Below are 21020 nucleotides of genomic sequence, written 5' to 3'. Positions count from 1 at the left end.
CGATAAGTTGTCAAGGCAAATAATTTAAAAAGTATCGGAATTATTCTTTTATTTCAATATATTGGAGAAGTCATGGTTACCAGAAGACGTTTTCTTGCAGGATGCAGCGCCGTCCCTTTCCTTTCTTACCTCTCTCTGAATACCGCCTTTGCCGCCACGCCACCTTCAATGTTAGTGATGGCCATGCAGCTCGACAATATGACCAGTCTGGACCCGGCGGAAAGTTTTGAAGCCATTGGTTCCGAAATCTGTGGCAATCTCTATCAGCGTCTGGTCATGGCGAACCCGGATAAACCGAATGAAGTTATCGGCCAACTGGCGAAAAGCTGGGAAGTGAGCAGCGACAATAAAACCTTTACCTTCCACCTTGATCCGACAGTGAAATTTGCCGATGGCAGCCCGTTGACGGCTGACGACGCCGCGTTTTCATTACAGCGCGTGGTGAAACTGGATAAATCCCCGGCCTTTATCGTCAATCAGTTTGGCTTTACCAAAGATAATGTCGCGCAAATGATCGTGGCGAAAGATGCCCACACCCTGGTGCTAAACCTCGCGGAACCGGCCACCGAAACCTTTCTGCTTTACTGCCTGTCCGCGCCAGTCGGCAGTATCGTGCAGAAGAAAACCGCACTCGCCAATCAGGTGGGAGATGATCTGGGCAACGCCTGGATCAAGCAACACAGTGCGGGGAGCGGTCCGTTCACCTTGCGCGCCTGGAAAGCCAGCGAGAGCGTTATCCTGGAGAAAAATGACCAGCATCCATCGCAAAGCGCCATCAAACGCGTGATTGCCAAACACATTCTCGATCCTGCTGCCCAGTTGTTGATGTTGCAAAAAGGTGATGTGGATATCGCCCGTGATTTAACCACCGAGCAATTGCAACCACTGCTCGGCAACAGCAATTTCCACGTGGTGCAGCAGTTAGTGGGCACAATTATGCTGATGTCCTGCAACACCAAAAATGAGCATCTGCAAAAACCGCAGGTCTGGCAGGCACTGAAATGGGCTATCGATTACGACAGCATCCAAAAAAATATCATTCCACTCACCTGGAAAGTCCATCAGAGCCTGCTACCTGCCGGGTTCCCTGCGGCCCTGAACGATCAGCCGTTTAAAATCGATGTGGCAAAGGCCAAAGCCCTGCTGGCGGAAGCGGGCTATCCGGACGGCTTTGAGCTGACACTCGATCACTATTCCGCGCAACCCTTCCCGGATATCGCCCAGGCCATCCAGACCCAACTCGGCGCGATTGGCATTAAAGTGCAATTGATTGCGGCGGAGAATCGGCAAGTCCTCACCAAAATGCGCGCCCGGCAGCACCAGTTGGCCATCACCGCCTGGGGGGCAGATTATTTTGATCCGAATTCCAACACTGAAGCTTTCAGCGTTAATACCGATAACAGCGACAATGCCCGCGTGCGTTCACTGGCCTGGCGTTGTAGCTGGGCGGATGAAACCTTCAATAAGATGACCACCGCAGCCCTGCATGAGAAAGACCCCGCTAAGCGGATCGCGCTGTATGAGCAGATCCAGACCCTGCACCGTGAGAAAAGCCCGTTTATTTTCATGTTCCAGAAACTGAATACCTACGCCAGTACCAAAGGCGTCACCGGCATGCGTATCACCGTGTTGAACGACAACGCGTATGAGCAGGTGAAAAAAGCCTGATGCAATGGTTAAAAAGTTTTATCAGCACGCTGGGCAGTCTGCTGCTGACGTTGTTTGGTCTGTCGGTATTAACGTTTTTTATTGGCCGGGTCATGCCGACCGATCCGGTGTTGGCAGCCGTCGGCGACAACGCGCCACAGGCGGTGGTGGAGCGAGTGCGCCAGGAGATGGGGCTGGATCAGCCGTTATACGTTCAGTTCTGGCACTATCTGACGCAGATCCTGCACGGCGATTTTGGTCGTTCCATTTTGACCTCAAATCCGGTCAGCCAGGATATTGCCCGCTTCTTTCCCGCCACGCTGGAACTGGCGACGGCGGCGATTATCGTGGCAGCGATCATCGGCATTCCCCTCGGGGTCTGGGCGGCGGTACGCCAGGGTAAATGGATCGATCAGGTGATCCGCGTCGTCTGCCTGGCTGGGCATTCATTGCCGGTCTTTGTGTTGGCGCTGCTCAGCTTGCTGGTGTTCTATGCCGTGCTGGGGATTGCCCCTGGCCCAGGCCGACAGGACATTATTTATCAGGATATGGTGCCGCAGGTCACCGGCCTGCTGACGGTGGATTCCCTGCTGGCAAAAGATTATGACGCGTTCTGGGATGCGCTGGCACATATGGCCCAGCCAGTGCTGATCCTCGCTTACTTCAGCATGGCGTATATCACCCGCATGACCCGCACGTTTATGCTCAATGCCCTGAGTGGCGAGTTTATTATCACCGCCCGTGCAAAAGGCTTATCGTCGCGTCGGGTCATCTGGCGTCATGCCTTCCCTACCGTCGCGGTACAACTGGTTACGGTACTGGCGCTGACCTATGCGGGTCTGTTGGAAGGCGCGGTTGTGACAGAGAACGTCTTCTCCTGGCCTGGCCTTGGGCAGTACCTCACCACCTCACTGATGAACGCCGATATGAATCCAGTCATTGGCGCCACCTTGTTGGTCGGCACGGTCTATGTCCTGCTCAACCTGGGCGCTGATCTTCTCTACCGATTGTGGGATCCACGAGTAAAATGAGTATTTTATCAAGAGCCTGGTTGCTCGATGAAACCCCCGCTACCCGCCGTCAGGCGATATGGGGACGCCGTTATCGGCTGTGGCTGGCGCTGAAGCGTCACCCACTGGCCATGAGCGGACTGTTAGTGGTGGCGCTGATGTTGCTGCTCTCCCTGGCCGCGCCCGGGTTAACACCGTACCATCCCGGTTATCAGGATCTGGCTAACCGCCTGGCCCGCCCTTCTGCCCTACACTGGCTCGGCACGGATGAGCTGGGCCGCGATATCTGGACGCGCATTCTGTTCGGCGGCCGGACCACGCTGGGCATGGTGATTGCCGTGGTGCTGATTACCGCGCCGCTCGGACTATTTATCGGCTGTATCGCCGGTTATGCCGGTGGCCTGCTGGATAAAGCGCTGATGCGCCTCACCGATATTTTCCTCGCCTTTCCACGGCTGATTCTGGCACTGGCCTTTGTCGCCGCGCTGAAGCCCGGTGTCGAAAGCGCCATCCTGGCGATCGCGCTGACAGCCTGGCCGCCCTATGCCCGTCTGGCGCGGGCAGAGACGCTACAGTTCCGCCACAGCGATTTTATCGCGGCCAGTCGTCTGAGTGGGGCGTCGCCGCTACGTATTATTCTGCATCATGTGATGCCGCTGTGCGTACCCAGCCTGATTGTGCGCGTGACGCTGGATATGAGCGCCATCATCATCACCGCCGCCAGTCTTGGTTTTCTCGGCATGGGCGCCCAGCCGCCGTCGCCGGAATGGGGCACGATGATCGCCACCGCGCGGCGCTTCCTGTTCAGTGAATGGTGGGTACCGCTGATGCCTTGCATCGCGATTTTTTTAACCTCGCTGGCATTTAACTTTCTTGGCGATGGCCTGCGCGACGTACTGGATCCTAAGGAGACGTAAATGCTGGTGGATATTCAAAATTTACGCGTCAGCTTCACCAACGGCACAGAGACCTTTGAAGCGGTACGCGGTGTTTCCTTCAGCATCGGCAAGGAGAAATTCGCCATCGTCGGTGAAAGCGGTTCCGGTAAATCACTGACCGCCCGTAGTCTGATGCAGTTGCTGCCGGGTAGCGCCAAAGTGCAGGCTGACGCATTGAGCTTTGACGGTATTGATTTGCGCGGCGCCAGTGAAAAAACGCTGCGCCAGGTGCGCGGCAAACGTGTCGGCTTCATTTTACAAGACCCGAAATATTCACTGAACCCGGTGATGACGATCGGCCAGCAGATTGCCGAGGCCTGGCGTGAGCATAAAGGCGGCAGCAAACGTGCAGCAATGCACGCCGCGATTGAACTGCTGGCGCAGGTAAAAATCCGCGAACCGCACCAGGTGGCGCAACGCTACCCACACCAGGTTTCCGGCGGTATGGGGCAACGGGTGATGATTGCGATGATGCTGGCACCCGATCCAGAACTGCTGATTGCCGACGAACCGACCAGCGCGCTTGATGCGACAGTGCAGGCGGAGATCCTGCGGCTGATTGATGAACTGGTTTCACAACGTGGCATGGGGTTGTTGCTGATCAGTCACGATCTGCCGCTGGTGGCGCACTTTTGTGATCGCGTCGCGGTGATGTATGCCGGCAGGATCGTCGAAATGCTGAATGCCAGTGAACTACATCAGGCGCAGCATCCTTATACCAAAGGGCTACTGGCCTGCCTGCCTTCACTGCGCCATCCACGAGCACGCTTACCGGTGATGCAACGCGAGGCGGCATGGCGGGATGAATAATCGGGTCTTCTTATCGCCAGGCGATACGGGCGACGACAATACCGCCCCGATAACCGTGCCTTTCTCACCGCCAGGGGAAATTGATGATCCCCACAAGGAATGTTAATGATCGAGATTAACGACTTACGTATCACCTTCGGCGCCCTGGACGTGGTAAAGGGCGTGTCATTTAGCGTCGCTAACGGTGCCAGCTTCGGCATCGTCGGCGAAAGCGGTTCCGGCAAATCCACAATCCTGCGAGCACTGGCCGGGCTTAATCACCACTGGCACGGCGAGATAAAATTTGGCGGCATGACGCTTGCCGCCCACCGTAGCCGTAACTTCTTTCGTCAGGTACAGATGGTCTTTCAGGACCCCTATGGCTCGCTGCATCCGCGACAGACCATCGATCGCATCCTGCATGAGCCGCTGTTGATCCACCGCATCGATCGTGCGGAACAACGCATTACGCAGGCGCTGTCAGAAGTGGGGCTGCCTGCCGCCGTGCGCTTTCGCTTTCCTCATCAGCTTTCTGGCGGTCAGCGCCAGCGTGTGGCGATTGCCCGGGCGCTGATCGCCGAGCCGGAAGTGTTATTGCTGGATGAACCGACCTCGGCACTGGACGTTTCAGTACAGGCGGAAATTCTGAATCTGCTCAGCGACCTGCGCGAAGAGCGTAAACTGACTTACATTATGGTGAGCCATAATCTGGCCGTGGTGACCCATTTGTGCCGACAAATTGGCGTGATGCAACAGGGTAAAATGGTTGAGCTACTCAGTTCTGAGGATCTACGCGCCCGGAGGATCCAGCATCCACACACGGCTGAACTCTTTGATTTAAGTCTCACGCTGGAGGAACCGACATGACGCTGAACTGGCAGCACGCCCGGCAGGTCGCGGAGGAGATTACCGCAGGCTGGGGTAAAGATGGCGCGCCGGGCGGGGCCATTGCCCTGTTCGATGCCGATAACATGTTCAGTATCAGTTGCGGCGGACTGGCTGACCTGGCGCAGGGCACAGTGTTTGATGCGAATACCGTGGTGCGCTTTGCCTCAATCACCAAGCATATTTTCGCCGCCCTGGTGACTGGCTACTGCCAGCAGACGATCGGGCTGGAAGATAAACTGGCGCAACATCTGCCACAGTTGCAGGGTGAAAATGGTCAGGTCACGGTAGGGCAGGCGCTGGACATGACATCCGGTCTGCCGGATGTGCGTGAAACTCTGTCGCTACTTGGTCTGTCGGTGTATAACGCCACCAGCGCCGCCTCACTGCTGACCTTGCTCAGCGACCTGGGCGACCTCAACTACCCGCCCGGCAGCGAAGTTTCCTATTCCAACACCGGCTACCGGCTGGTGGAAGAAGCGCTGAAAGCCAAAGGCATTCTGTTTGACGATCTGATCCAGCAACATATTAATCAGCCGCTGGGCCTGCGCTTCAGCGCGCCCGAAACCTGGTTTGATATCGTGCCAGGGCTGGCGCCGGGCTACTGGCTGCAACATAATCAGTGGCGTCTGGCCAGCGCGGGCCTGCATCTTTCCGCTTCCGGCTGTCTCACTGGCAGCGTGACCGCGCTCAGTCAGTGGCTGCAACATTTACTGCAAGAGAAAACGACGCTGGCCCGTCTGAGCGCCCCCCGTAAGCTGGCCGATGGCCGCCCTACCGGCTACGGCCTGGGCATCTCACAGACCCAGGTAGGCAACGTGACATTGGTGGGGCACGGTGGTTCTCATGCTGGCTATAAGAGTTATTTCTTGCTTGAGCCACAACAAAAAGTCGGACTGGCGCTGGTCGCCAACCGTGAGGATGTCGCCAGCGCGGATTCCGCTCTGGCGGTGATCAGCGCGCTACTGGGACAGCCGCTGCCGCAACGCGGCCACGACCTGACTCCGGGCCTGTATGTGGCGGAAGACGGTTATGACTGGCTGGAAGTCAATGCGCAGAGCATTAACTGGCTGGGCAACGCCGAAAATCTGTATCACAGCCAGCACCCCGGCGAAGCGATATCGCTCTCCAGTACCTTCCCGGTACGCTTAACCCAGCAAGGCACGACCCTATCCGGTGAAATCGGCCTGGCGGCCAGACGCTTTGTCCCGGCCAACGCGGACAGCGCCTCGCTGGATGCCGTGCAGGGCCGCTGGAGCCAGGTGGCAATGCGCAGCGAGCTGCTGATTGAGGGCAATAAAATGACCATCGGCATCGGACCGGCCGCTATTACGGCCAGTCTGGTTTCATTAGGCAACGGGCGGCTACTGGCAACCGCGCAGGATGGCCCGTGGCAAAAACGCTTTGCCGTACAGTCAGAGGGAGATCAGTTGCTGTTAGCGCTTAATCGCAGCCGGATAATACGCTATACCCCACGTTCCCAATCAGGCGAATGCCGGCCAAAAACGCCAGCGCCGGTCCTGAAGGGGTGAGACCATCAGACCGAATCGTCAACTCTGCTCAGCGATCAGGGACGCTGGCGCAGTCAATGCGCCGGCAGCTTGCGGTATGACGGCGACTCTCCGTTTGCGGCTTAATTCTGCGTCGTCGCCAGATAAGAGAAAGCGCTCAGCAGACTGACCAGAGTCGCCATATCCGCGGTACTATAGCGCACGGTGACCGCATCCAGCCGTTCGACGCCGGGGATCAAACAGAACAGATCGCCAAGTACTGGCCGGGCCACCATCAGCTCCAGCGTATAGGGTGAGCAGAGACGCGAGGTTTGTACCTTACGCCCCCGCTTAACGGCCTGTTCCGCGGCCAGGCGAATCGCAGCACAGGCGGCTGTCGGGCTGAGGGATTCGGCAGTGGTCTGCGAGATAGCCCGCTTCACGCGAACATAGTCCACGGACGGATAGTAGTGTGCAATCCACTTTTCCAACGTATCGTCGCCGGTCACCAACCAGAGTGGGGTATCCCGTTCAGCCCCCATCGCGGCATAGATGTCGCTCTCACCCATCACTTCACCGTTGATCTTCACCCGATAAAATGCCCGACCGTTGATGGTGTGCGCCAGCACGCCAGACTCGCCGGCAGCACTGTGATAACCGACAAAAATCATCCCGTCGTACCGCAGTTGTTGCAGCCCTTCCACCATCGACAGACCGCGAGGTTTGCCCTGTACCAGACGCGCCCGGGGATCCATGTTCTCTGCCCGCAAATTAGTCATCTGCGCATGGCTGTCGGCCACCACCACTTCACTGGCGCCGCCGGCAAACGCACCGTCAATCGCCGCATTGACTTCCTGCTCCATCAGACCGCGTGCCAACTGATATTCCGCATGGCCTGGGCTGCACTGCTCCGGACGCATCACACCGGCAATGCCTTCGATATCCGCAGAGATAAAGATTTTCATCAGGGTATTTCCTTGAGCAATAAGTCAGGCGCCGGGTACGGCGCTGAGATAAATTAATGGCCTGAACAGGCCGACAGGATAACCAGTCGATCCAACACCTCACTCAACGCAGGGCGATGGTGCCCACGAAAACCGGTCACGGCCGTCGCGGTTAACAATGCATCGACTACCGCATGTTCGGTAGCATCCGCCGCCGCCGCCAACAGCGGTTCCAGCTCGGGCTCGTCCGGTGGTTGTGGCGTAGCCGTCGTGGAAAATGCCACGGCAATATCGCCGGAACCATGCCCCCAGTAACTGCCAAGCCGCCCCAATCCGGCACCGGCACGCCTGGCGATACGCTTCAGTTGTCGCGCATCCAGCGGCGCGTCGGTCGCCATAATGATAATAATTGAACCGGCATCGCGCTGTGGCGTCAGCTCTGGCAATAACGGCGCGATCGCCTCCCCCATCCGCACACCATCCAGCGTCAGTGCGTTCAGGGCACCAAAGTTAGCCAGCACCAGTACGCCCAGCGTCGCGTTGAGGGTCGGGATCAACCGTGATGCGGTGCCAATTCCCCCCTTCAGGCTGAAACAACTCATGCCCCGTCCGGCGCCCACGCTGCCACGGGCAAAACCCGTACTCGCTGTCGCCAGCGCATGCCGCGCCATCTGCTCCGTCACCGCCAGCGCCTGGATATCATTCAGCCAGCCATCATTACATTCCAGCACCAGTGGATTAACCGTTGGCAGCGAGCGACCCAGTTCAGGATTGCGCTCAATCGCCTCACGCACCAACGCGGTAAACAACGTTCCGACCGCCAGCGTGTTGCTCAGCAGGATGGGGGTGTGCAGTACGCCCAGTTCCTCAATTTGCACCAACCCGACCGGTTTGGCGAAACCGTTCAGTACCGCGGCGCCGCAGGGCAGTGGCTGCATGAACAGGTTATCTCCGGGCGGCACGATGGCCGTTACCCCGGTCTGTCGTTCACCCGCCGCCTGGGTACTGTGACCGACGCGCACCCCCGCCACATCGCAAAGACTGTTGGTGGCGCCTGGTGTACCGCGTGGATTGCCCAGCTGACGTGTGGTTTGCCAGCGTTGCAGTAACAACTCCACCGCCGCCTGTTGGTAATCCATTCTTTTCTATCCTTTCAGTTTCGGATCTAAGGTATCGCGCAAAGCATCACCCAGCAGATTGAAAGCCAGCACGGTGATAAAAATCGCCAGGCCGGGGAAAACACTGACATGCCACTGTCCGGCCATCATCATATTCCGACTCATTGCCAGAATATTGCCCCATTCCGGCACATCCGGCTCGGGCCCGAGGCCGATAAAGCTCAGCCCTGCTGCAGTCAGAATACTGGTACCGATACGCATGGTGAAATAGACAATCACGTTAGAGAGCGTGCCCGGCAGGATATGGCGAAGTAAAATCACCCGGTCCGGCGCACCAGCACAGCGCACCGCTTCGACATACGCCGCCTGCTTCAGTGATAACGTCGCCGCCCGCACGATACGGGCAAATACCGGTACGCTGAATACCGCCACCGCGATGATCACATTGTTAAGGCCCGGCCCGAGGATCGCCACCACCGCAATCGCCAGCAGCATGCCCGGAAAGGCAAATAACACATCGGAGCCCCGCATGATCAGCATATCGACCCAGCGACCATAATAACCGGCCAGCAGACCGAGAATAATCCCCACTACCATGCCAAGCGTCACCGACAGCACACCGAGGTACAGAGAAATGCGCGCACCATAAATAATGCGACTCAATACGTCTCTCCCCAGATCGTCCGTCCCCATCCAGTGTGCCGCCGAAGGTGGCGACGACAACGCCATCCAGTCCGGCGCCATCGGGTCCCAGGGCGCAATCCACGGCGCCAATATCGCCACCATCACCAGCAGCAGGATAAAACCACCCGATATCAACGCTAAGGGGTTACGGATTAAGTGATGCAGGAAATCACGCCATGGCGAACGTAAGCGGCTGTGGCCCTGTACATTGCCAGCCAGCGTGGCATCAGGTGTGGGCTTCATGCAGGCTCCTGTCGCAAACGAATCGCTGGATTAATCACCGCATACAGCAGATCCACCAACAAATTAATCAGTATAAATTCAAAGACAAACAGCATCACTAACGCCTGGATCACTGGCTGATCCTGACTTTTGATCGACTCGATCAGCAACCAGCCGAGCCCTGGCCAGTTGAAGACGGTTTCCACCACAATCGATCCCCCCAACAAAAAGCCGAACTGCAACCCCAGCATGGTGATCACCGGGATCAACGCGTTACGCATAATGTGTTTCCATGTCACCAGTCGGTTACGCAATCCTTTAGCGTTGGCGGTACGCACGTAGTCTTCCTGCGCCACGTCCAGAAAGGCGGAACGAGTGAAGCGCGCCATGACCGCGGCCACCGACGACCCCAGGGTCAGTGCGGGTAAAATAATATCGCTGGGTTTATTGAAACCACTGACCGAAAACACCCCAAACGGCATCGCCACAAACTGGATAAGTAACAGACCCAACCAGAAAGGCGGCATCGAAATCCCGCCGACCGCCATACTCATCAGCATCCAGTCCTGCCATTTACCCCGTTTCAGGGCCGAAACCACGCCAATAATCAACCCGAGCAGCACCGACCAGGCAAACCCCGCCAGCGCCAGCCACATCGTCGGCATAAAGCCCTGGGCAATCACCGCTGCCACCGGTTGCTGTGTGCGATAAGTGACCCCCAGATCGCCTTTTAACAATCCGCCCAGCCAGTGCAAATACTGCTGCGGCAGCGGGTCGTTAAGCCCCAGATGTTGCCGTGCCGCCTCGATTGCTTCAACCGGCGCATCCGGGCCGGCATAGATACGCGCCGGATCGCCCGGTAGTAATTTGATAAAACCAAATACCAACAGCGAGACCACCAGCAACACCGGGATCATTTCCAGCAAACGTCGGAGTAAATAAGCAAACATGGGTGATTTCCCGCTAATACCAGCGGGATCGCTCCCGCCACCGTTGGATTTATTTAAACTCAGCCTGATCGAACAACAGCGAGCCGTCTGCCAGCAGCGAAACCCCACTCAGATTCTTCTTCCTGCCAACCAGATTATCCGGTGAACCAAGGAAAGCGATCGGTGCGTCTTGCCAGATAATTTTCTGCGCCTCGGCGTAGGCTGCCGCGCGTTTGGCTGGGTCGGCCGTTTTCAGCGCGGCGGCAATCGCGTTATCCGCGTTCGGATTGCTGTAATAGGAAACATTGTAAGCGGTCGGAACCCAAGACCCGGAGGCAAACAACGGACGTATCGCCCAGTCTGCGTCACCGGTCGAGGTCGACCAGCCGCCGTAGTAAAGATCGAACTCAGCCTGTTTCGGGTCTTTCACGCCCCAGAGTTTAGCGTTACGCGCGCCGGAATCCATCGGCGTCACCGTCACCGTAATCCCCACCGCCCCTAACTGCTGTTTGAGGAACTGTCCGGCCCGCACGCTGGTCGTGGCATCGGTCACCCACAACTTCAGCACCAATCCATTGCCATAACCGGCGGCTTGCAAGAGCGCTTTCGCCTTTTCCGGGTTGTAGTGGTAATCCGGATCACGTTGTTTGGCATAGAATTGCACCGCAGGTGGAATAGCGGAGGTCGCTGGCTGCCCCATGCCGGCATACGCCACTTTCAGCCAGATATCACGGTTGATCGCGTAATTGATCGCCTGGCGTACGCGCACGTCGGCCAGCGGTTTGTGCAAGGTGTTAATCGCCATGTAATACAGATAGATACTTTCATCGCGCTGTACTGCCAGCTTGCTGTCGCTCTGTACGGCGTTGACCAGATCAGAAGGCAACGGATAGATAGCATCCACCTGGCCGGATTTCAGCGCAGCCACACGGGTGGCGTCTTCCGGGCTCGGTGAAATAATCACGTTATCCACCTTCGGCCAGCCTTTACGCCAGTAGCCGGCAAATTTCGTCAGTTTGACCGCTTTGCCGGGTTGCCAACTGACAAAACGGAACGGGCCTGTTCCGGTAGGGTGCAGGCGCAGTTGCGCTTCATCCGGGTACTGTTTGAGTACTGCCGGACTCCACATCACCGCCGACGGATGCGCCAGGGTATTGATCAACGCCCCGAAAGACTGGTTTAGTGTGATTTTCACCTGAGTTGGCGATACCACCGTCACCGTTTTAATCATCTTGTACAGGCTGTTGCGCTTCAACCCTTTGCTCTGATCCGCCAGGCGATCCAGGTTGGCTTTCACCGCGTCGGCATTAAACGGCGTACCGTCCTGGAATGTCACATCACTGCGCAGGTTCAGGGTGAACTCAGTCGCATCCTCGTTACTGGTGTAATCCGTCGCCAGCCAGGGCACCAACTTCATCTTGTTGTCGAACTGGAACAACCGCTCAAAAATACCGCTCTGCACCGAATAACTGGCGTTGTCCGAAGTATCGTGCGGATCGAGACCGGTAATATCGACATAGGCGGAAATCCGCAGGTCCTGCGCCTGGACGAATCCAGCCAGACACAGTGACAGCCCAAGGGCTGTAGCAGTACGGCGTACAAACGGCTTCATGGTGTCTCTCCTGATGGGGTAGTAAAGGCAGCACCTTCTGCCACCCAGTGTTGTGGGGCAACCTGCCGGTAGCGAAGTTTCGCCACGTCTTCGCCAACTTTGCGCAGCGGCGAAGGGATTTCACTGTCGTCCAGCACGCGCACCGTACGTCGGGCTGGGTCGGCCACGGGTACTGAAGCAAGCAGACGGCGGGTATAGGAATGTTGGGGATTATTGAATACCGCGTGACGCGGACCGATTTCGACAATCTGCCCGAGATACATCACCGCGACACGGTTGGCGATACGCTCAACCACCGCCATATCGTGGGAGATGAAAATCCACGCGACGCCGGTTTCTTGTTGCAGATCCATCATCAGGTTAACCACCTGTGCCTGAATCGATACGTCCAGCGCCGACACCGCCTCATCGGCGATGATGATTTGTGGTTTCAGCGCCATTGCGCGGGCAATGGCAATACGCTGGCGCTGACCGCCGGAAAATTCATGTGGGTAACGGCGGGCATGTTCCGGCAACAGTCCCACGCTTTTCAGCAACGCCTGCACGTGCGGCGTGGCGTCTTCCAGTGATTTCACCAAACCATGTAACAACAGCGGTTCCGCAATGGAAAAACCCACCGTCAAACGTGGGTTGAGCGAGGCATAAGGATCCTGAAACACCATCTGCATCTCGCGCCGTAGCCGCTTGAACGCCGGTTCCTTCATCAGGGTGATTTCTTCCCCCTGAAACAGGATGCTCTCCGCCTCGCTGTTGACCAGCCGGAGTAACGCGCGTCCGGTAGTGGATTTGCCACAACCGCTTTCACCGACAATCGCCAGCGTTTCGCCAGGCCAGACACAGAAATCAATCTGCTCTACCGCATGCACTCGGTGGGTCAGCGCGGAGAACAACCCGCTGCGCACCGGGTAGTAAACCTTCAGTCCCCGGACATCCAGCAGCGGCTTTTCCTCATAACGCGCGGTTTTCTGCCCCCCGACCTCTTTAACTTGCCCTTCGCCCAGTAGCGAAAAACGCTGCGGCCAGTGGCTGGCTTGCATGTCACCAAGGCGCGGGACGGCAGCCAGCAGTGCTTTGGTATAACGGTGCTCAGGCGCGCTAAAAATCTGCTGTACGCTGCCCTGCTCCACCACCTCACCTTGATACATCACCACGACGCGGTCAGCGATTTCTGCCACCACGCCCATATCATGAGTGATAAACAGCACCGCCATATCACTTTGCTGTTGCAGGTCGCGGAGAATTTGCAAAATGCGGGCCTGTACGGTGACATCCAGTGCGGTGGTCGGCTCATCGGCAATCAGCAACTGTGGATCGCAGGCCAGCGCCTGGGCAATCATTACCCGTTGGCGCATGCCTCCGGAGAGTGAGTGTGGATGGCTTTTCATCACCCGATCGACATCAGCAATGCGCACTTTACGCAACAGTTCCCGGGCTTTCAGTTGAGCCGTTTTGTTGTCGCACAGTTGATGATCTTTCAGCGCCTCAGTCAGTTGATCGCCCACCCGTAACACCGGATTGAGCGAGGTCATCGGCTCCTGAAAAATCATCGCCATATCGCGTCCACGCAACTTACGGCGTTCATCAGCGGCCATGTTCAGTAAAGGATGGCGAACGCCGCTGCGGGGACTGAAATGAATCGCTCCGCGTTCAATGGTGGCAGAAGGGGCCAACAGCCCCATGATCGCCAGCGAGGTGACAGACTTCCCCGAACCGCTTTCCCCCACTACCGCGACAATTTCGCCTTTGTTGATAGTGAACGAGACGCCTTTCAGCGCCAGATTCCGGCCGGACCGACCGCTGAAACTGACGCTAAGATCGTCCACCTGCAACACTGGAGACGTCTGACCGGATCGCGAGGTCGCGGATTCAGAGAGGAGAATATCAGTCATAGTGGCTCCGCTGGCTAACTGGCTCAGGGCCAGACACGTCCCTGATGGTAGGAAAGATAAGGCGCACTGTCGGCCGCCAGCCAGATGGGACCATCCAGATCGACATATTCAGCCGAGACGGTGACCGGCAGCGCTGCCTCCATCGCCAACGAGGAACCGAGCATACATCCCACCATCACTCGCAACTGATGACGCTGTGCCTCTTTCACCATCGCCAGCGCTTCGCTCAGGCCACCACATTTATCGAGTTTGATGTTGATCATCTCGTAGCGGTTACGCAGGGCGGCAATATCGCCGACGTGGTGGCAGCTTTCATCCGCACAGATCGGAATAGGATGCTCGAAGCGTTGTAGATCCGCGTCTTTCCCGGCGGGCAACGGTTGCTCGATCATCGCGATGTTGTAGTGGGTCAGCGCGTTGAACAGGCTGTAGAGATCCAACCCGCTCCAGCCTTCGTTAGCATCAATAATTAACGTGGCATCCGGCGCGGCGGCGCGAATTGCCGCGACTTTTTCCAGCACTAAATCGCGATCCAGCTTGATTTTCAGTAGTATTGCCCCGCGTGAAACCGCATCGGCAGCCGCGGCGGCCATCTGCTCAACACGGTCCAGGCTCAGCGTTTCTGCGGTAATGACTGACACTGGCGGCCTGGCATTCAGGCGCTGCCACAACGTTTGCTTGTGGCATGCCGCTTCCAGTCGCCACAGTGCGCAATCCAGCGCATTACGTGCAGACCCCGGCAGCAGTCGCTCTTGCAACTCAGTCAGTGACAGACCGTTTTCCACTTCTTCCTGCACCGCCGCCAATTGGGCGGTCACACTTTCAGCACTTTCGTGATAATGGGCGGTCGGTGTACATTCGCCGCGTCCGATAAACCCCTGCTGTTCCAGCGTGACTCGCACCACCGTCACCGCCGTACGCGTCTCGCGGGAAATGGCAAAAGGCCGTGCCAATGGCAGTTCAACAACTTCAACCTGCATCCGACGCATCATCACCCCCGCACCTTCAGCAGTGCCGCGATCTCGCCAATACCAAAGCGCACCGGATCAGTGGCGGGTACACCAAACTCATCACTCACTTGCCGACAGTAATCACGGGCTTCCTGTTCGCTAAAATTGGAGGTATTGATGGCGAAACCCGCCAGTTGCACCTTATCGCTGGTGACCTGTGCGGCTCGCAGGTTGGCTTCGACACAGTCAGCAAGGCTGACCATTGGCTGGTGCGGCAAATGACGCATATGCGGACGGTGCATTTCATGGCACATCACCAGCCAGTGAGGTTGTGCGCCGTGGATAAGCCCCATACTGACCCCGGCATAAGACGGGTGAAACAATGAGCCCTGCCCTTCAATAATGTCCCAGTGATCCGCCTCATTCTCCGGGGAAAGGGCTTCTGCCGCCCCGGCGATAAAGTCGGCGATCACCGCATCAATGGCAATACCTTCACCGGCGACCAGAATACCGGTTTGACCGGTGGCCCTAAAATCTGCCTTCAGGCCAATCGCACGCATTGCCGCTTCCAACGCCAGCGAGGTATACATTTTGCCGACAGAGCAGTCAGTCCCCACCGTCAGCACACGTTTACCACTGCGCTTTTTACCGCTGCCGACCTTCAGTTGCGGGCGCATATGGCGGATATCGAACAACGTGACATGGTGTGTCTGCGCCAGCGCGACCAGCTCTGCATTATCCACCAAACGATAGTGCAGACCGCTGGCGACGTTCATGCCCGCCTTAATCGCACGACGCACTGTCTCCAGCCAGTGCTCCGGCAAATAACCTCCGGCATTGGCGGTACCCAACACCAACGTTTTCGCCCCTGCGGCAACAGCGGCATCAATCGTCAGGTCATCCAACCCCAGCGAAACAGAACATCCTGGCAGGCGAATCTGTCCGACGCACTGTTCAGGCCGCCAGACCTGGATCCCGCGCGCCGTTTTGGCCGCCAAAGGATCGGTAACATCACCAAGGAATAACAGATAGGGTTGCGGGATCAACATGGGTAACGTCTCTTATCAGGTTGCAAAGTTGCCTGATAACACTATTTCACCTATCTCCTGGGCGGGATAATGCTTGTTTATTGCCAGGGCATAACCTCAGGTTATCGCTTACCACGCGATAATGTGATGAAAATCACATTTTAAACCTTCATATCCTTGGTGAATACGGTGCTGATCAGCAGTTTTCACCGAAGTCGTGGCAAGAGAATTCGCTGTATACAATATTACATAACGTTATGTTAACCTTTACGCTCTTTTTAAAGCCGTTCCCATCCCGATGGCGATCAGACCATTTGCAAGGCATCACAACAAAATGACCGTAGTAACCCCGTCTTTATGGGCTAAGAAAAGTGCGCTCAGCATGCTGGTTTTGCTGACCCTACAGGCCCAGGCCGCCTCTCAGGAAAAAACACTGACCGTTGACGCTGCCGCCGCCGACAGTGACGTGGCCGCACCGGATAAACAGGCGACATTAGGTAACCTGGGAAAACGCGAGATCCGCAATACACCTTATTCCGTACAGGTCGTCTCCCCTACGTTAATGAAACGTCAGCAGTTAAAAAGCATCAGCGATATTTATCGCTATATGCCTTCAGTACAGGGTGACGGTGCTCGTCCGCAAACCCGCGGTATGCAGGGTAGCGTGGTACAAAACACCCTGATCGATGGGCTGAATGTGGTTTCCACCACCGATTATGCCGCCGAACAGTTTGACCATATCGAGGTGCTGAATGGCCTGGCTGGATCGCTCTATGGCCCTGCCAATCCGGCCGGTCTGTTTAATTTTGTGGCGAAACGTCCGACCGATATCGCGCAACACAGCCTGACGTTTGGCGCGGGTACTGGCCTCAGCCATCTGGTCGCCGGTGACTTCAGCGGCCCATTGGATGACCACGATCGCCTGCGCTATCGCGCCAATTTCCTTGACGACGAGGGGAATGGCTACGTCAGCGGCAGCAAAAAACGCCGTCAATTATTCAGCCTGGCGTTAGATGCCAACCTGAGTGATAAAACCGTGCTGGAGACTAACTTCAGCTATTATCACTTCTACGCCAAAGGCCTGCCCGGCAAATTCGCGCTCGGTAGCGGTCTGTCTTTCCCCTCCGCGCCTAATCCGAAAACGGCGAATCTGGGGCAGTATTACGCTGGCGATGATAACCACACGCTGACCGCCAGCCTGCATCTGAAGCATGATTTTGATGGTAACTGGCAAGGTGAAGTGGGCGTCCTGCGACAAATCGCCGACCGTGAATCTACGGCGGTCACCAATACCTTTACCGATAACCTCGGTCACTACAAAACCACCACCTCTTCCGCCACCGCCAGCCGTTTCACCATCAACAGTTATCTGGCCAATCTGAACGGCGAAGTGGATACCGGCTGGCTGCATCACCAGATTTCCACAGGCATCCGCGGCTTTGTCTGGAAAAACTACAATCCGGTCCACGGTGGTACCTCGACACTGGGCAGCGCTTCACTGGATAATCCACAGGCGTTTGCCGAGCCGGACTACCCTGACTTTACCCATCGTTACCATTCCGCCTCCGCGACTCAACAGGCATTTTTACTCAGCGATACACTGACGTTTACCCCACAGTGGAGCCTGCTGCTGGCCGGGAGCGAAAACCTGCTCAGTTCGGCTAATTATGCCAAAACCAACAAGCGTACCAGCGACTCCAGCAATAGCGGATTCAGTGGTTCGGCCAGCCTGATGTATAAGCCGGTCGATCCGCTGATGCTGTACGTCACCTATGCCGATAGCCTGCAACAGGGGGATACCGCGCCGACCGGCGCCAACAACGCCGGGAATATTCTGTCGCCTTACCGCAGTAAACAAGTCGAAGTCGGTAGCAAACTGGCGGTGAATAAAATGCTGCTGACCGCCGCCCTGTTTCAGATCGAGCGCCCATTTGCCTGGACCACCGCCAGCGGCGACTATGCTACCGATGGTACCCAGCGCAATCGTGGTCTGGAACTGATGGCCGATGGCAGCCTCACTGAAAACCTGCATCTGTATGGTGGGATGACCTGGCTGGATCCGCGTCTGCACGATACCGCCAGCGCCAGTACCGACAATAAACAAATAGTTGGCCTGGCGCGCTATACTGCCAGTCTGTTTGCCGCCTATGATTTGCCGTTTCTGAGCGGAACCGATATTCATGGCGGTATGCACTATGTTGGTCGCCGCAGTACCGATAACGCCAATAACGGCTGGGTGGGCAGCTATACCACCGTCGATATAGGCAGCAGTTACAAAACACCGCTGTTTAATACCGCAACCACCTTCCGCCTGGATATCACCAACCTCACCAACCGCCACTACTGGAGCAATATTGTGCCTGGTGGTCTGAACGGCTACAGCGGTGCAGGTTATGCCAGCGCCCAGTTAGGGGAACCGCGAATGGTGCAGGTCTCTATGCAATTGAACTTTTAATGAGGCGCTCATGAACAAGTTTCTGTTCCTGCCGCTCCTGGCGGCGTTAAGCCTGACTGCCGCCAGCCACCCGGCCTTTGCCCGCATCGTGACCGACGATCTCGGCAATAAAGTGGCGGTTCCGCCGCAAGCGAAACGTATTGCCGATGGCTGGTATGCCCACCACTCGTTGTTAATGACGCTGGGAGCGGGCGACAGAATAGTGGCGACGGTCAATCACGTGAAAGACCGCCCCTGGATGTTTAAAATCCAGCCATCGCTGAATCAGGCGCTGTCGGTTCATGGTCGCAGCTTTTCAAGTGAGGCGCTGCTGGCGCGTAAAGTGGATACGGTGTTTGTTCCGGCGGATGATGCGGATACCGCCGCCTATCGCCGCGCAGGTTTACCCACGCTGGTGATGCGTTTTGATGATTTCCCCTCGATGAAGCGTTCCCTGCTGACCACCGCCGAGGTGATCGGCACCGATCAGGCACGACAACGGGCGCAAGATTATAACGCCTGGCTGGATCGACAGATTGCCGTCGTTCAGGCAAAAACGGGCGGCCTGAGTGCGGCCCAGCGTCCGCGCGTACTGCATATCGCCTCGCTGCACCCACTAAAGGTGGATGGTCGCAATACGCTGATCGATACCTGGATCAAACTGGCGGGTGGCCGCAACGCGGCAGCAGATGTCGACGGAAATATGAAGGAGATCTCGCCGGAGAACGTGTTGTCCTGGCAACCGGATATCATCATTATCGGCGCGGGCGCGGGGACGCTGGCTGATTCGGATTACGCCTCGCTGTTCAGCAGCCTGAAGGCGGTGAAAAACCATCAGCTATGGCAAAATCCAGCAGGGGTGTTCCCGTGGGATCGCTACGGAACCGAAGCCGGACTGCAAATCCTGTGGGCCGCGAAGACGCTGCACCCAGAGTTGTTTCCAGGGTTGGATATGGTCAAAGCCACCCAGGATTTCTACCGGCGATTCTTTAACTATCCACTGACAGCGGATGAAGCGGCACGCATTTTACGGGCTGAAGGGCCGGAGTGAAGGCTGTTCGTTTTATGCCAGGAAAAAGCAGGCCATGATCGGATCGGCCTGCGCGATACAAATTTAAAGCTGACTAATATTCTTAATCAGCGCCTGATTAAACCTTGCGGGATCTTCCATCTGCGGAGCGTGGCCCATGCCTGGGAATTCGATCAACGTTGAATGCGGGATCAACTTCGCCACCTGTTTGCCTAACTCATTGTAGTGGCCAATCCGGGCTTTCACCGCTGGCGGTGCAATATCACTGCCAATGGCGGTGGTATCCGAGGTGCCAATCATTAACGTCGTCGGCATGGTTAAATCTTTAAACTCGTAGTACACCGGCTGGGTGAAAATCATGTCGTACAATAACGCAGAGTTCCAGGCGACGAGTTTATGTCCCGGCCCGTTGTTCAGCCCTGCCAGCATGGTGACCCAGCGGTCATATTCCGCTTTCCACTTGCCGACGTAATAGGTGTTCAATTCATACTTTTTAATACTGGCCGCCGAGGTTTTCAGTTCACGCTGATACCAGGCATCAACGCTACGCCACGGTACGCCCTTCGCCTTCCAGTCCTCAAGACCTATTGGGTTGACCAGCACCAGTTTCTCCACCTGCTGTGGATACATCAGCGCATAGCGGGTTGCCAGCATACCGCCGGTCGAATGTCCCACCAGGGTGATATGGTCAATATGCAGACTGTCGAGCAACTGATGCGTATTGAACGCCAACTGCTGGAAACTGTACTGATAGTGAGCCGGTTTGGTCGAGGTACAGAAACCTATCTGATCCGGCGCAATAACCCGGTAACCCGCCTGGCTCAGTGCGTCAATAGAATCCTGCCAGGTCACACCACAGAAATTTTTACCGTGCATCAACACCACCGTACGACCATTTGCTTTTTTTCCCTGCGGTTTGATGTCGATAAAGCCCATGGACAGGGGCTGCCCCTGTGAAGAAAAATTAAACTTCTCAATAGGGTAAGGGAAGTTAAAACCTTGCAGTTCAGCACCATACTGCGGTGTGGCGCTATCAGCAGCACCAGCGGTGAACGCCGCCAGGATGCCCAGCGACAGCAGACAGCGAAAAATATTTAACACGCGAATAATCCTCAACAGGATCCCTGTTCAGGGATAGAAAAGTGAAAAGGGTCATGCTAAACAATGATGTCACTAATTGATCAACGGGTAGAATGAGGGCTGCACCAAACTCCATCGTAAAAAAGAGTGATTCAGCATGGCGGTTTCTCATTTTCAGGGTACATTTATTTTGTAAATGAAGATTAAAAGGAAAGGGTCATGCTGAACAATATCGGTTGGTTGCTCTCATTATTGTGGCAGAGCCTTTGCTGCCTGCTGGAGCAAGAAGCTCCCGAGCGTTCAAGCTTCTTTATGAATGCCTGAAAACGCTCAACATCCTC

General features: G+C 56.5%; 17 protein-coding genes. 8 read left to right on the top strand and 9 right to left on the bottom strand.

Annotation, left to right across the window (positions count from 1 at the left end; all coding sequences use genetic code 11):
• The first annotated feature begins 72 nt into the window (after window positions 1-72).
• The 6 genes from EH228_RS01965 to EH228_RS01940 all read left to right on the top strand — a co-directional run bounded on the left by EH228_RS01965 (window position 73) and on the right by EH228_RS01940 (window position 6801).
• Entirely contained in the window at window positions 73-1668 is a 1596-nt protein-coding gene (locus tag EH228_RS01965; protein WP_152320024.1) for an ABC transporter substrate-binding protein, read from the top strand.
• Window positions 1668-2678, top strand: a complete 1011-nt coding sequence (locus EH228_RS01960) for an ABC transporter permease (RefSeq protein ID WP_152320023.1) — start codon at window positions 1668-1670, stop codon at window positions 2676-2678. Before EH228_RS01965 ends, EH228_RS01960 begins: the two co-directional genes overlap by 1 nt.
• The gene (locus tag EH228_RS01955; protein ID WP_152320022.1) at window positions 2675-3574 is read left to right on the top strand and encodes an ABC transporter permease; all 900 of its coding nucleotides are present in this window, start codon (window positions 2675-2677) and stop codon (window positions 3572-3574) included. Before EH228_RS01960 ends, EH228_RS01955 begins: the two co-directional genes overlap by 4 nt.
• Window positions 3575-4405: an ABC transporter ATP-binding protein gene (locus EH228_RS01950; RefSeq protein ID WP_152320021.1), complete on the top strand. Its 831-nt coding sequence runs from the start codon at window positions 3575-3577 to the stop codon at window positions 4403-4405.
• A 105-nt stretch (window positions 4406-4510) separates the two neighbouring features.
• Window positions 4511-5251, top strand: a complete 741-nt coding sequence (locus EH228_RS01945; protein WP_152320020.1) for an ABC transporter ATP-binding protein — start codon at window positions 4511-4513, stop codon at window positions 5249-5251.
• The gene (locus EH228_RS01940) at window positions 5248-6801 is read left to right on the top strand and encodes a serine hydrolase domain-containing protein (protein ID WP_152320019.1); all 1554 of its coding nucleotides are present in this window, start codon (window positions 5248-5250) and stop codon (window positions 6799-6801) included. Before EH228_RS01945 ends, EH228_RS01940 begins: the two co-directional genes overlap by 4 nt.
• A 101-nt stretch (window positions 6802-6902) precedes the next feature.
• Here EH228_RS01940 and EH228_RS01935 read toward each other — a convergent pair whose 3' ends face one another.
• Genes EH228_RS01935 through dgcN form a run of 8 tightly spaced genes read right to left on the bottom strand, consistent with a single transcriptional unit; the run spans window position 6903 to window position 16156 of the window.
• A complete protein-coding gene (locus tag EH228_RS01935; protein WP_152320018.1) occupies window positions 6903-7724 on the bottom strand; it encodes a M55 family metallopeptidase in 822 nt (273 codons plus the stop codon).
• Between the two features lie 53 nt (window positions 7725-7777).
• Complete coding sequence (locus tag EH228_RS01930) at window positions 7778-8842, bottom strand: DmpA family aminopeptidase (RefSeq protein ID WP_152320017.1); 1065 nt, start codon at window positions 8840-8842, stop codon at window positions 7778-7780.
• Between the two features lie 6 nt (window positions 8843-8848).
• A complete protein-coding gene (locus EH228_RS01925) occupies window positions 8849-9748 on the bottom strand; it encodes an ABC transporter permease subunit (RefSeq protein ID WP_152320016.1) in 900 nt (299 codons plus the stop codon).
• Window positions 9745-10677 carry an ABC transporter permease subunit gene (locus tag EH228_RS01920; protein ID WP_152320015.1) on the bottom strand — a complete coding sequence of 311 codons (933 nt, stop codon included), beginning with the start codon at window positions 10675-10677 and terminating at the stop codon, window positions 9745-9747. Before EH228_RS01920 ends, EH228_RS01925 begins: the two co-directional genes overlap by 4 nt.
• Before the next feature lie 49 nt (window positions 10678-10726).
• Window positions 10727-12268 carry a glutathione ABC transporter substrate-binding protein gene (locus tag EH228_RS01915; RefSeq protein ID WP_152320014.1) on the bottom strand — a complete coding sequence of 514 codons (1542 nt, stop codon included), beginning with the start codon at window positions 12266-12268 and terminating at the stop codon, window positions 10727-10729.
• Complete coding sequence (locus tag EH228_RS01910) at window positions 12265-14157, bottom strand: ABC transporter ATP-binding protein (RefSeq protein ID WP_152320013.1); 1893 nt, start codon at window positions 14155-14157, stop codon at window positions 12265-12267. The genes EH228_RS01915 and EH228_RS01910 overlap by 4 nt, the downstream gene beginning before the upstream one ends.
• 23 nt (window positions 14158-14180) lie before the next feature.
• Window positions 14181-15146 carry an N-acetyl-D-Glu racemase DgcA gene (dgcA, locus tag EH228_RS01905; protein WP_152320049.1) on the bottom strand — a complete coding sequence of 322 codons (966 nt, stop codon included), beginning with the start codon at window positions 15144-15146 and terminating at the stop codon, window positions 14181-14183.
• A 2-nt stretch (window positions 15147-15148) separates the two neighbouring features.
• Entirely contained in the window at window positions 15149-16156 is a 1008-nt protein-coding gene (gene dgcN / locus EH228_RS01900) for an N-acetyltransferase DgcN (protein WP_152320012.1), read from the bottom strand.
• A 313-nt stretch (window positions 16157-16469) separates the two neighbouring features.
• On the opposite strand from dgcN, the gene EH228_RS01895 reads away from it, so the two are divergent.
• On the top strand, window positions 16470-18590 hold the full coding sequence (locus tag EH228_RS01895) for a TonB-dependent receptor (RefSeq protein WP_152320011.1): 2121 nt from the start codon (window positions 16470-16472) through the stop codon (window positions 18588-18590).
• 10 nt (window positions 18591-18600) lie between these two features.
• Window positions 18601-19620, top strand: coding sequence for an ABC transporter substrate-binding protein (locus EH228_RS01890; protein WP_152320010.1), 1020 nt, complete (start codon window positions 18601-18603; stop codon window positions 19618-19620).
• Window positions 19621-19683: 63 nt separating this feature from the next.
• Here the strand turns inward: EH228_RS01890 and EH228_RS01885 are convergent, their stop codons facing one another.
• Window positions 19684-20700 (bottom strand): alpha/beta fold hydrolase, encoded by a 1017-nt coding sequence (locus EH228_RS01885; RefSeq protein ID WP_152320009.1) that lies wholly within the window; start codon window positions 20698-20700, stop codon window positions 19684-19686.
• Window positions 20701-21020 lie beyond the last annotated feature (320 nt).

Origin of the sequence: Erwinia endophytica, from assembly GCF_009295515.1 — a bacterium.
Classification (GTDB): domain Bacteria; phylum Pseudomonadota; class Gammaproteobacteria; order Enterobacterales; family Enterobacteriaceae; genus Erwinia; species Erwinia endophytica.
This window is presented reverse-complemented; position numbering and strand designations above follow the sequence as displayed.

Coding starts and splice junctions, on each gene's coding strand:
- EH228_RS01965 (WP_152320024.1), top strand. CDS start 73: ATGGTTACCAGAAGACGTTTTCTTGCAGGATGCAGCGCCGTCCCTTTC.
- EH228_RS01960 (WP_152320023.1), top strand. CDS start 1,668: ATGCAATGGTTAAAAAGTTTTATCAGCACGCTGGGCAGTCTGCTGCTG.
- EH228_RS01955 (WP_152320022.1), top strand. CDS start 2,675: ATGAGTATTTTATCAAGAGCCTGGTTGCTCGATGAAACCCCCGCTACC.
- EH228_RS01950 (WP_152320021.1), top strand. CDS start 3,575: ATGCTGGTGGATATTCAAAATTTACGCGTCAGCTTCACCAACGGCACA.
- EH228_RS01945 (WP_152320020.1), top strand. CDS start 4,511: ATGATCGAGATTAACGACTTACGTATCACCTTCGGCGCCCTGGACGTG.
- EH228_RS01940 (WP_152320019.1), top strand. CDS start 5,248: ATGACGCTGAACTGGCAGCACGCCCGGCAGGTCGCGGAGGAGATTACC.
- EH228_RS01935 (WP_152320018.1), bottom strand. CDS start 7,724: ATGAAAATCTTTATCTCTGCGGATATCGAAGGCATTGCCGGTGTGATG.
- EH228_RS01930 (WP_152320017.1), bottom strand. CDS start 8,842: ATGGATTACCAACAGGCGGCGGTGGAGTTGTTACTGCAACGCTGGCAA.
- EH228_RS01925 (WP_152320016.1), bottom strand. CDS start 9,748: ATGAAGCCCACACCTGATGCCACGCTGGCTGGCAATGTACAGGGCCAC.
- EH228_RS01920 (WP_152320015.1), bottom strand. CDS start 10,677: ATGTTTGCTTATTTACTCCGACGTTTGCTGGAAATGATCCCGGTGTTG.
- EH228_RS01915 (WP_152320014.1), bottom strand. CDS start 12,268: ATGAAGCCGTTTGTACGCCGTACTGCTACAGCCCTTGGGCTGTCACTG.
- EH228_RS01910 (WP_152320013.1), bottom strand. CDS start 14,157: ATGACTGATATTCTCCTCTCTGAATCCGCGACCTCGCGATCCGGTCAG.
- dgcA (WP_152320049.1), bottom strand. CDS start 15,146: ATGCGTCGGATGCAGGTTGAAGTTGTTGAACTGCCATTGGCACGGCCT.
- dgcN (WP_152320012.1), bottom strand. CDS start 16,156: ATGTTGATCCCGCAACCCTATCTGTTATTCCTTGGTGATGTTACCGAT.
- EH228_RS01895 (WP_152320011.1), top strand. CDS start 16,470: ATGACCGTAGTAACCCCGTCTTTATGGGCTAAGAAAAGTGCGCTCAGC.
- EH228_RS01890 (WP_152320010.1), top strand. CDS start 18,601: ATGAACAAGTTTCTGTTCCTGCCGCTCCTGGCGGCGTTAAGCCTGACT.